Below are 10902 nucleotides of genomic sequence, written 5' to 3'. Positions count from 1 at the left end.
CGAACCATCCAAGTTCCTTGAGATCGGTCACGGTTCAGGGCGACGGGACACCGACGCCTGGATGCAGACGTCGCGAGCTCCCGCAGAACCAGCAACGCCTTCGGGTGTGCGGGTCACGCCGGGCGTACCGCACACTCAGACAGCGGCCGCCAGGAGCACGAGGGCGTCGTTCTTGTGGGAGTTGCTGTAGTTCGCTTACGTCGAAGGGCACGCTCTTCCGGCCCTGACGCGGAGCCGGTGCGCAACGTCGGCCACCGTGCGTTCAACTCCGATGGCAGCCGTGCACGGTGCGAGCCGCGGGCCGCCCGCGTCGCACTGCGGCCCCGTCCTCGACGTCGTCCACTGCCAGCGAGCCGTATTCGCGCTCTCCAACGCCGCCAAAAACCGGTGAGAAGCGGGCAACGTCCCCACCAGGACACCGACGACCTGAGCGGCGATCGCCGACCGCCACCGCCGGCCACATGACCAGCCATCCGCTGCTGCAGCCCGTCCGGATCCGGTGCGAGCGGATACAAGGCGGCCGCCTCAGCCTCCACACCAGGAATACGCTCACGCGCCGGCGGTCGGACAAGACACGTATCCGAGCCGCCCCCCGATAGGGCGATCTTGCGGCTGCCCGTGCGTCACGGCCCGGCGACAAGTGGATGCTGGAGTGATCCAATTCAGGCGTCCCGGAGGTTCCTCGTGAAACTGAGCGCTTCTCTTCGGACGCGGCAGGCGGCTCTGGTTTCCGCAGTAGCGGCCGCGTCCTTGCTGTCGGTACCGGGGCCCGTGTCGGCGGCGCCGGGCCCCAGCACCCAGGCGTTCACCACCTCCGGCGAGAACTCCTTCACCGTTCCCCGGGGCGTCACAGAGATCCGGGTCATGGCCCTGGGCGCCGGCGCCGGGGGCGGCGGAGGCGGCGGCAACAACGACGGGCCGCTCACCGGCGCGGGCGGCGCAGGCGGCGGAGCAGGTGCCACGGTGTCCTGCGTGCTGGCGGTGGAGGGCGGCTCGACGCTCACCGTCAACATCGGCAGGGGTGGCACCGGGGGAAGTGCCGGCCGCGGCAAGGGCAATGCCGGCGGATACGGAGGAGACGGAACCGGCTCGACCGTCCGTGCGGGCAACGAGTCGCTGGTGGGAGCCATGCCGGGCGAGGGCGGCGGGGGCGGCGGTGCCTCCTGGTGGCGGGAGAGCGGCACCGGAGGAGAAGCAGGCAAGCCCGGCAAGGCGGAGGCCAGCTGGTGCAAGGGAACCGACCTTGTCCTCACCTCCGGTCAGTGGGGCGAGCGCGGCAAGGACGGGCACAAGCACCTGCGGGGCGGCGTCAGTTGGGGCGGCGCCCCCGCGCAGAGTCCGCGCCAGTGCACGTGGGCAGGCAGGGGCGGAACGGGCGGCGCGGGCCAGGGAAACGATCCGAATCCGCACCCCCATCAGGCGTTCTCCACAAAGGGCGGCGCGGGCAATGACGGCTGCGTGGTGCTGACGTACAACCAAGGGGCGGCTGCTTCCTGACTCCGGTGGCCGGGCCCGGGCGCCCGCGCAGGGCTCCGCCGCTGACGGACTCGTCGACCCCGCGCTGCCCTGCATCGCGGCTGAGAGCTGGAGGCAACGACCGGCCCCGGGTCGGTGCTGCACGGCCGCCCACACCGCCCCGGGGCACCTTCAGGCTGCGCCCGCCATCCGGACACCACCAGCTCCCCGCTTCGCTGCCGCGCCCCGCCGCCCCCTGCAGCTGCACACCAAGCGCACCGGCAAAGAGCCCGGCACGGGGAGGACTACTCCGCCTCCTGAGCCCTCAGCGGGCGCTCCGCCCCACACCGGGCCAGCCCCCGGGCAGCCGCACACGCGTAGGCACGGCCGCAGGTCCACTACGCGCCGATCGACTTCCGCTCCCAAGCCGGTCAAGAAGGTCTGGCAGGACAGCGCGGAAGGAAGGCCGCCGGGTTCGAATGGTTCGACTGCCTCGGCTTCCTGGTGGACGTGCCGGCGATGCGTGCCTGCCGCAACGGGCATCCGCCACGGCATTCAAGGCAGTGAACTGCACACCTGACCCACCGTGAATCCGACCCACCGCAAGGCCGGCGGAGGACGCCGCCTCCACCGATTTGGGGCAGTCGAGGGTAATAGGCTCTTTGCCATGCGCTCCTATACTTTGGCGCATGCAACCCCTGAAGATCCGACGTGCCGCCGAGCATGACGCTGCCGCCCTCACTGCGCTGATCCAGGAGTCCAGTGCCTACCAGGGCACGTACGCCACGGTGATATCCGGTTATCGGGTCACGCCGGACTACATCGGGCGGAACCTGGTCTTCTGTGCCGTGGATTCAAGGGGCGAACTGCTGGGCTTCTATTCGCTGGTGCTCGACCTTGCCGAGCTGGACCTGGCTTTCGTGTCGGACGCGGCTCAGGGGATGGGTGTAGGCCGCGTCCTCATGGAGCACATGCTCGATCAAGCCGACCAGGCGGGGTTGACTCAGGTTCGTGTGGTATCGAACCCGCCCGCTGAGCAGTTCTATCGGCGTATGGGGGCCGAGCGGGTGGGAACGGTCCCGGCCTCGCCGCCGAAGGTGACGTGGGTGCGGCCGGAACTGAGGTTCACCGTTCCCCGTCCCGCGGACGTCACAGGCGTTCGCTGATCAAAGTCCGCACGCACCGCCGCCGCCCGAAGCGCACAGGGCGGGCAGGGCGACGTGGCCGCGGCCGGACACCCGTCCCGGTCGCGGCCAGGCCGCCCTTGGTGTGCGGCATGTGGGTCAGCAGCCGCCGGAAGAGGAGGCGGGGGCGCCGATGGTCAGGGTCGCGGGGGCCGCGCAGCAGCCGCCGCTGGTCGCTTCGGCGGCCTGGGGCTGGTCGAAGAGGCCGGCGCCGCCGCACACTCCGGTCTCCGGGAGGGTCAGCTCCACGCGTTCGGCGGCTTCCTGGTCGCCGGCGAGGTGGGCGGCGATGGAGCGGACCTGCTCGTAGCCGGTCATGGCCAGGAAGGTCGGCGCGCGGCCGTAGGACTTCATGCCGACGAGGTAGACGCCCTGTTCGGGGTGGGACAGTTCCTTTACGCCGTGCGGGTAGACGGTGCCGCAGGAGTGCTGGTTCGGGTCGATCAGCGGCGCGAGGTCGACGGGCGCCTGGAGGCGCTCGTCGAGGGCAAGGCGCAGCTCTTCGAGGAAGGTGAGGTCGGGGCGCAGGCCGGTGAGGACGATGACCTCGTCGACGGGGTCCAGGCGGCGGCCGTCCTCGGCGACGAGGACCAGGCGGCCGTCGCTGTCGCGCTGGATGGCGTCGGTGCGAAAGCCCGTGACGGCGTCGGCGTAGCCGTCCTCGACGGCGGCCTTGGCGGCCAGGCCGAGGGCGCCGCGGGCGGGGAGCTGGTCGGCTGTGCCGCCGCCGAAGGTGGTGCTGGAGATGCCGCGGCGCAGGATCCAGGTGGCACGGGTGGCGGCTGCGTCGTCGGCGCGGGCGAGGTCGGCGAGGTAGGCCAGCGCGGTGAAGGCGGAGGCGCCGGAGCCGATGACGGCAGTGCGCTTGCCGGTGTACCGGGCGCGGACGGCCGGGTCCTTGAGGTCGGGAATCCGGTAGGAGATCCGGTCGGCGTTGGCCTTCTCGCCGAGGGCGGGCAGGCCGTCGCCGCCGAGGGGGCCGGGCGTGGACCAGGTGCCGGAGGCGTCGATGACGGCGGAGGCCAGGATGCGTTCCTCGGTGCCGTCCGCGTTCGCGATGCGCACGGTGAAGGGCTGCTGTTCGCGGTCGGCGTCCACGATCCGGTCGCGGCCGAGGCGCGATACGCCGGTGACGGTGGCGCCGTAGCGGACCTTCTCCCCGAGGATGTCGGCGAGGGGCTGGAGGTAGAGGGCGGCCCAGTCCGCGCCGGAGGGGTAGGTCGTGCCGTCGGGTGCCGTCCAGCCGGTGGGGGCCAGGAGCTTCTCGGCGGCCGGGTCCACGAGCTCGGACCAGGTGGAGAACAGCCGCACGTGGCCCCATTGGCGTACGGCGGTGGCGGCGGACGTTCCGGCTTCCAGGACCAAGGGAGTGATGCCGCGCTCGGTGAGGTGGGCTGCGGCTGCCAGGCCGACGGGGCCCGCTCCGATCACGGCTACGGGCAGGGCTTGAGTGGATGCGTTCACGGCGGGCTCCCCAGTTGATTCGACACTTGTCGATGTCCTGACGCCTCAAGAGTGGACCCGGCTTCGACGTTCGTCAACATAGACATCTGTCGAAGTTCGAACGATGATGGGGGCATGTCCCCTGTGAAGGTGTTGCCGCTGCTGGAGCCGGAGGCCGTGGCCCCGTGCTGCCCGCCCCTGACCGAGCGCCCGCTGACGGCCGAGGAGGCCGAGCGGACCGCGGTCATGTTCAAGGCGCTCGGTGATCCGGTACGGCTGCGGCTGTTCTCGCTTGTGGCCTCCCATGAGGGCGGGGAGGCATGCGTGTGCGACATTTCCGATGTCGGGGTCTCCCAGCCGACCGTGTCCCACCACTTGAAGAAGCTGCGCGAAGCCGGTTTGCTCTCCTCCGAACGGCGCGGCACCTGGGTGTACTACCGGGTCGAGCCCGCCGTTCTCGCGGCCATGGGCCAGCTCCTGACCCGCGCGGCCGCGGCGTGACCATCACCGTCACTCCGCTGACCGGCGAGCACGCGGACCAGGTTCTGGCGATCTACCAGGCGGGCATCGACGAGGGCAATGCCACCTTCGAGACCACTGCCCCCGACTGGGCCGAGTTCGATGCGGCGAAACTGTCCGAGCACCGCTTCGCCGCCCTCGACGCCGGCGGCAAGCTGCTGGGCTGGGTGGCCGCCACCAGAGTGTCCGACCGCTGCGCGTACGCCGGAGTCGTGGAGCACTCCGTCTACGTCCACCCCGGGGCCCGGGGCCGCGGCGCGGCCCGAGCCCTCCTGGACGCGCTGATCGCCTCCACGGAAGCGGCGGGGATCTGGACGATCCAGTCCGGGATCTTCCCTGAGAACACCGCCAGCCTGGCCCTCCACCAGCGCGCCGGATTCCGGATCATCGGCACCCGCGAACGCATCGGCCGCCACCACGGCAGGTGGCGGGACGTCGTCCTGCTGGAGCGCCGCAGCCCGCAGATCAGCTGACCCTCCCGGCGCACAAGACTCCGCCGCTTGCTGCCAGGCGGCCCCCATGACGCGGGGTGCGGCGGGCGCAGCCGTGTGCGCCCGCCTGTTCCGCCGCCTCACGCGGCCGGCTGGTCCTGTTCGTCCTCGCCGCGCATGAAGATGACCGCCACGAGCGCCAGGCCCGCCACCGCCCCGATCAGCTGCATGGCGATGAACCCGGCGACGGAGCCCGGGGCGATGCCGGCGAAGGTGTCGGTGAAAGCGCGGCCGATGGTGACAGCCGGGTTGGCGAAGGAGGTGGAGGAGGTGAACCAGTACGCGGCACCGATGTACGCGGCCACGGCAACGGGGGCGAAGCGCAGGCGGCCGGCGCGAGCAAGACCGAAGATCAGCAGGATCAGGCCCGCGGTCGCCACGACCTCGCCGAGGAGCAGGTTGCCCGCCGAGCGGTCGTGCTGCGACCACTTCACCAGTGGCCTGCCGAACATCGCGTCCGCGAGAACGGCGCCCGCGATGGCGCCGGCGATCTGCGAGGCCACGTACACGGCGAGCTCCCGGGCGTTGACGCCGGCGCCTCCGCGGCGGGCCGTCCACCATTCCGCGAGCGTGACGACGGGGTTGAAGTGGGCGCCGGACACAGGGCCGAGGAGGACGATCAGGACGCCGAGGCCGAAGACGGTGGCGGTGGAGTTGGCCAGCAACTGCAAGGCGACGTCGTCGGTGAGCTCGGTGGCCTGAATGCCGGACCCGACCACGACCGCCACCAGGGCGGCGGTGCCGACGAGCTCGGCGACGGCGCGGGCGATCAGCGGCGTGCGCGGCGGAGTGGCGCCGGGTGCGGGCTGCGGCGACGCCGGGGCGGCGGCTATGGCCTCGCTCGCGGCGGGCTCGGTGGCGGTCAAGGCAGGTTCTCCTCGGGGCGGGTACGGCAAAGGCGCGAAGGACTACGGGCAGGACCGCTTGAGGTTCGCCGCGGCCGTGGCGCGCGCGGCCGCAGCGAGGTCGGCGAACTGGCCGGCCAGCGCGTCGATGACTTCCGGACGCAGCCGGTAGTAGGTGAAACGGCCACACGGCTCCGTCTCCACGACCCCGGCCTTCCGCAGCACCGTCAGGTGGTTGGAAAGGTTCGTCTGCTTGGCACCGGTCTCCTCCACGAGGTGGGTGGTGCAGAGCGTCTCCCTGGCAAGGAGGGTCACGATCTGGAGCCTGAGCGGGTCGGCAAGAACCCGGATCAGATCAGTGTCGACTGACGTCATCATGGACTGATATTTTCACATCAGCGGACACTGACACCAGCTCATGCTGATGCAATTGTCGCCTCACACTCCCCCGCCTGCCGGAAAGGGTCTCCCATGACCGCCGCCAAGCCGTCCGTGCTGTTCGTCTGCGTCCACAACGCCGGCCGCTCCCAGATGGCCGCCGCCTGGCTCACCCACCTCGCCGGCGACCGCGTCGAGGTCCGCTCCGCCGGCTCGGCCCCCGCCGACTCGGTCAACCCGGCCGCCGTCGAAGCGATGCGCGAAGTCGGAATCGACATGTCCGCCCAAACCCCGAAGATCCTGACCGTCGAGGCCGTCCAGGCGTCCGACGTCTGCATCACCATGGGCTGCGGCGACGCCTGCCCCGTCTTCCCCGGCAAGCGCTACCTCGACTGGAAGCTCGAAGACCCGGCAGGCCAAGGCGTCGAGGCCGTCCGCCCCATCCGCGACGAAATCAAGGAGCTCATCGAGGCGCTGATCGCAGAGATCGCCCCGAAGCCCGCAACGTAAGGGCAACGCCACTGCGCCTACCTACCTCGCCCAGCCCCTGGAGGAGTCGCCGCCGGCCGCGATCGTGCCGGCAGTGCCCGGCACGGCGGGGACGCCGGCCGGTGGCCGGCCACCCAACGCCGTGACCGGCGGGCCGCCCGCCCCCATGCCCCGACGGACGGCTACGGGAAGCGCCACCGCCACTCACGGCCGTGGCGCGGGTCAACTTGCGGTGGTGACAGGCGCCTCCAGCGGAATCGGATTCGAGCCCGCCCGACAGTTGGCCGAACGGAAGTTCGATCTGATCGTGAACTCCGCCGCCGAGGAGCGCCTCCGTTCCGCGGCTGAGGAGATCAGGCGGCGGACCGGGGCAGGTGCACACCCGGTTCGGGCGGACCTGCGCAGCTACGGGGAGGCCAAGCGTCTGCCGCCGTCGATGGCCGCGGCGGGCGGGACCGAGCAGGGCCTCGACGCCTCTTTGCGGGCAAGGACAAGGTCGTCGCCGGATCGCTGGAGACCAGGGCGCACGGCAAGGCCAACAGGGTCCTGCCCGACCCCCTCGAAGCGGAAGGACACCCCGGGTGGCCCAGCCCAGCTCTGCCGACCGGTAGGCGCGGCCGGAACGCACCACCAGCCCCGGCCCGGCCGTCTCGCCAGACAGAGGGCGGGATACGCGGTGACGATCCGGGTAGCCGGACCACATGGACACCACTACCGAAACCACACCGCTGCGCGCCGTCGCGCTGGTCTGCACGCTCTCGCCCTCGCCCAAGCCGTCCAGCTCCCAGTTGCTGGCCGAACAGACCATGGCCGCGCTGGCCGACCACGGCGTCACCGGGAAGGTGATCCGTATCGCCGATCACGACGTCAAGCCGGGCGTCGCAGTCGACATGGGGGAAGGTGACGCCTGGCCGGAGATCCGCGACACGATCCTGGGCTGCGACATCCTGGTCCTGTCGACGCCGATCTGGCTCGGCCACCCCTCCAGCATCGCGCAGCGCGTACTGGAGCGGCTCAACGCCGAACTCGGCGAGAGCGACGACGAGGGCCGCATGCTCACGTACGGCAAGGCCGCAGCCGTGTGTGTGGTCGGCAACGAGGACGGCGCCCACCACGTCAGTGCCGAACTCTTCCAGGGCCTGAACGACGTCGGCTTCTCCCTCGCTCCGAACGCCGTCACCTACTGGGTCGGCGAAGCCATGCAGGGCACCGACTACCAGGACCTCGACAAGACGCCCGAGAAGACGGCCGCCACCACCAGGACCCTGGCCGCGAACACCGCGCACCTCGCGCGCCGCCTCAAGGCCGCCCCCTACCCGGCCTCTGCATGACACCCGCACCGACCACGTCGGAAGGAGACCGCGATGTCCTCACACGACCAGCCCCGCCTCACCGATCCGGTGTCGCTGCACCCCCGCCCCCCGTTTCCCGAGCAGGACCAGAGCCATCCCGGGTCGACGGAGGCGATGGATCCCCGCCCGGACCACGGCGAGGACACCTACCAGGGCCACGGCCTGCTGCAAGGCCGCAGGGCGCTGATCACCGGAGGTCTCCGGCATCGGCCGGGCCGTCTGCCTTGCCTTCGCACGGGAAGGCGCCGACGTCGCCTTCACCCATCTGTCCGAGGAGGCAAAGGAGGCCGACGAGACCGCCCGCCTGATCCGCCAGGCCGGCCGTACACCGGTCGCCGTGGCCTGCGACATCCGGCACGAAGACGAGTGCACCGCCCTCGTCGACAGGGCAGTGCGCGAGCTGGGCGGCATCGACCTGCTCGTCAACAACGCCGCCTATCAGATGGCCCAGCCGGACGGCATCGAGGCGATCACCACCGAGCAGTTCGACCGGGTGATGAAGACCAACCTGTACGGGATGTTCTGGCTCACCAAGGCCGCTCTAGCCCACATGCCGCGCGGCGCCTCGGTGATCAACACCGCCTCCGTGCAGGGATACCAGCCCAGCCCGCACCTCCTCGACTACGCCATGACCAAGTCCGCGATCATCTCCTTCACCCACAACCTGGCCCAGATGCTCGCCGAGCGGGGAATCCGGGTGAACGCCGTCGCCCCCGGGCCGGTCTGGACGCCCCTGATCCCGGCGACCATGCCCGACCCGACGAAGTTCGGCGAGCAGTCACCGCTGGGCCGGCCCGCACAACCGGCCGAAATGGCACCCGCATACGTCTTCCTCGCCTGCGACGGGGCCTCCTACATCACGGGCGAGATCGTCAACGCCACCGGTGGAACCCCGCTGCCGTGACCGCAAGGGCCGGAGTCGTCTCCGAGAGCGGCACCGGAACGAGTGGGCAGCGGTCACTTCGACGTCCGACCGTGCCAGCCGAACACGTGGTTTACCCGGTCCCGGTCGCGTGGCTCCCCCGGGAGCACGCCCCGGGGCGGCATGCTCCGCGCAGGAGACCCGACGGGCGGAGGGCGCAGTGGCGCGGAACAGGACACGGACCCGCGTGGCGCGTCGTGCCGGCCGGGCGGCGCGCCGTTCGTTCCTCCGGCTGGACGAACGGCTGCCGCTCGCCGACGTGACGAGGGGAGCCGTGCGCAAGGCCTTCCCGGACCACTGGTCCTTCCTCCTCGGGGAGATCGCCCTCTACAGCCTGATCATCCTGCTCCTGACCGGGACCTGGCTCACGTTCTTCTTCCAGCCGTCGATGCGGGACACCGTCTACGCCGGCCCGTACGCCCCGCTGCGCGGGCTCCAGGTCTCCCAGGCGTACGCCTCCACCCTGCGCATCAGTTTCGAGGTGCGCGGCGGGCTGCTGATCCGTCAGATGCACCACTGGGCGGCGCTGGTGTTCGTCTTCGCGATCGGCGCCCACTTGCTGCGCGTCTTCCTGACCGGCGCGTTCCGCCGGCCGCGCGAGGCGAACTGGGTGGTGGGGGTGACGATGCTGCTGCTGGCGCTGGTGGAGGGCTTCGCGGGCTATTCCCTCCCGGACGACCTGCTTTCCGGTACCGGGCTGCGGACCGCCCAGGGGATCATGCTTTCCGTGCCGGTCGTCGGCACGTACCTGTCCTTCTTCGCCTTCGGGGGCGAGTATCCGGGGCAGGACATCGTCTCCCGCCTGTACCCGGTGCACATCCTTCTGGTGCCCGGACTGCTGGTCGGGCTGGTCTCGCTGCATCTGCTGCTCGTGGTCCATCTGAAGCACACCCAATGGGCCGGACCCGGTCGTACCGGGCGCAACGTGGTGGGCAAGCCGCTCTTCCCGCACTACACCGCCAAGTCCGCCGGTCTGTTCTTCCTGACCGGGGCCGTCCTCGCGGGCCTCGGCGCGCTCGCGCAGATCAACCCGGTGTGGGTGTACGGCCCTTACCGTACGGACCTGGTGTCCTCCGGTTCCCAGCCGGACTGGTACGTCGGCTTCCTTGAGGGTGCGCTGCGCCTGATGCCCGGGGTCGAGACCCGACTGGGGGGCCACACGCTCATGTGGAACCCGCTGGTTCCCGGTGTCCTGCTGCCCGGACTGCTGTTCACGGCCGTGTACGGGTACCCGTTCTTCGAGCGTTGGATCACCGGTCAGCGCGGTGAACGGCATCTGTGCGACCGGCCCAGGAACCGCCCCGCCCGCACGGCCCTCGCCGTCGCCGCCGTCACCCTGTACGCGGTGCTGCTGCTGGCGGGCGCCCAGGACATCCTCGCCTTCATCACGGAGATCCCGGTGCAGGCCATCACGTGGACCCTGCGCTGCGCGGTCGTGGTCCTCCCGCCGGTCGCGTTCTGGCTCACCCGGCGCCTGTGCCTCGCGCTTCAGGCCCGGGATGCCGAAGTGCTGGTGCACGGGGTGGAGAGCGGCGAGGTGCGTATGAGCGTGGAAGGCGACTTCGAGCCCCTGCACGTGCCGCTGCCCGCGGCGCAGCGCTACGTCAGCGCCGTGTACGAGGTGCCCGCTCCCCTGCCCGAGGAGGCAGTCGGCTCGCTGCCGGCCTGGCAGAGGCGGGCGGGGCGGCTGCGCCGGGCGCTCAGCCGCTGGTACCACGGCGGCCGGCTGCCGTCGCCGTTGACCGCGGAGGACCGCAGGCGGGTGGAGGACGTCATCGCCGGACCCGATCGGGCGGCTGGGGAACCTGCGGACCGGAGCTGAGC

At 71.0% G+C, this 10902-nt stretch carries 10 protein-coding genes and 2 pseudogenes; 9 read left to right on the top strand and 3 right to left on the bottom strand.

All coding sequences use genetic code 11. The features are described from left to right. The first annotated feature begins 771 nt into the window (after positions 1-771). Together ACIBAD_RS30500 and ACIBAD_RS30495 are read left to right on the top strand one after the other, a co-directional pair. Positions 772-1497, top strand: a complete 726-nt coding sequence (locus ACIBAD_RS30500; protein ID WP_398909846.1) for a hypothetical protein — start codon at positions 772-774, stop codon at positions 1495-1497. Between the two features lie 647 nt (positions 1498-2144). Then, a complete protein-coding gene (locus tag ACIBAD_RS30495; protein WP_398909844.1) occupies positions 2145-2621 on the top strand; it encodes a GNAT family N-acetyltransferase in 477 nt (158 codons plus the stop codon). A gap of 117 nt (positions 2622-2738) precedes the next feature. On the opposite strand, the gene ACIBAD_RS30490 is transcribed toward ACIBAD_RS30495, so the two are convergent. Then, on the bottom strand, positions 2739-4103 hold the full coding sequence (locus ACIBAD_RS30490; protein WP_398909842.1) for an NAD(P)-binding domain-containing protein: 1365 nt from the start codon (positions 4101-4103) through the stop codon (positions 2739-2741). A 114-nt stretch (positions 4104-4217) separates the two neighbouring features. Between ACIBAD_RS30490 and ACIBAD_RS30485 the strand changes: the two genes are divergently transcribed. After that, positions 4218-4583 (top strand): metalloregulator ArsR/SmtB family transcription factor, encoded by a 366-nt coding sequence (locus ACIBAD_RS30485; protein WP_134067136.1) that lies wholly within the window; start codon positions 4218-4220, stop codon positions 4581-4583. Further along, positions 4580-5074, top strand: coding sequence for a GNAT family N-acetyltransferase (locus tag ACIBAD_RS30480; RefSeq protein ID WP_134067137.1), 495 nt, complete (start codon positions 4580-4582; stop codon positions 5072-5074). The genes ACIBAD_RS30485 and ACIBAD_RS30480 overlap by 4 nt, the downstream gene beginning before the upstream one ends. A 98-nt stretch (positions 5075-5172) precedes the next feature. On the opposite strand, the gene ACIBAD_RS30475 is transcribed toward ACIBAD_RS30480, so the two are convergent. Together ACIBAD_RS30475 and ACIBAD_RS30470 are read right to left on the bottom strand one after the other, a co-directional pair. Beyond that, the gene (locus ACIBAD_RS30475; RefSeq protein WP_398909839.1) at positions 5173-5958 is read right to left on the bottom strand and encodes an aquaporin; all 786 of its coding nucleotides are present in this window, start codon (positions 5956-5958) and stop codon (positions 5173-5175) included. Positions 5959-6000: 42 nt separating this feature from the next. Continuing rightward, positions 6001-6315, bottom strand: a complete 315-nt coding sequence (locus ACIBAD_RS30470; protein WP_134067141.1) for a metalloregulator ArsR/SmtB family transcription factor — start codon at positions 6313-6315, stop codon at positions 6001-6003. Positions 6316-6408: 93 nt separating this feature from the next. Between ACIBAD_RS30470 and ACIBAD_RS30465 the strand changes: the two genes are divergently transcribed. The 5 genes and pseudogenes from ACIBAD_RS30465 (at position 6409) to ACIBAD_RS30445 (ending at position 10900) form a co-directional block, all read left to right on the top strand. After that, entirely contained in the window at positions 6409-6825 is a 417-nt protein-coding gene (locus ACIBAD_RS30465) for an arsenate reductase ArsC (protein ID WP_398909837.1), read from the top strand. A 145-nt stretch (positions 6826-6970) separates the two neighbouring features. After that, positions 6971-7171, top strand: a pseudogene (locus tag ACIBAD_RS30460) (SDR family NAD(P)-dependent oxidoreductase); the annotation flags it as partial. Between the two features lie 334 nt (positions 7172-7505). Further along, complete coding sequence (locus tag ACIBAD_RS30455; protein ID WP_134067145.1) at positions 7506-8135, top strand: NAD(P)H-dependent oxidoreductase; 630 nt, start codon at positions 7506-7508, stop codon at positions 8133-8135. Positions 8136-8168: 33 nt separating this feature from the next. Further along, positions 8169-9060, top strand: a pseudogene (locus tag ACIBAD_RS30450) (SDR family oxidoreductase). A gap of 205 nt (positions 9061-9265) precedes the next feature. Then, positions 9266-10900: a cytochrome bc complex cytochrome b subunit gene (locus ACIBAD_RS30445; RefSeq protein WP_398909835.1), complete on the top strand. Its 1635-nt coding sequence runs from the start codon at positions 9266-9268 to the stop codon at positions 10898-10900. The last annotated feature ends 2 nt before the right edge of the window (positions 10901-10902 follow it).

This window comes from Streptomyces sp. NPDC051109, assembly GCF_044455885.1.
Lineage (GTDB): Bacteria > Actinomycetota > Actinomycetes > Streptomycetales > Streptomycetaceae > Streptomyces.
The sequence above is the reverse complement of the archived record's forward strand: the minus strand, read 5'-3'. Positions and strand labels throughout refer to the sequence as shown.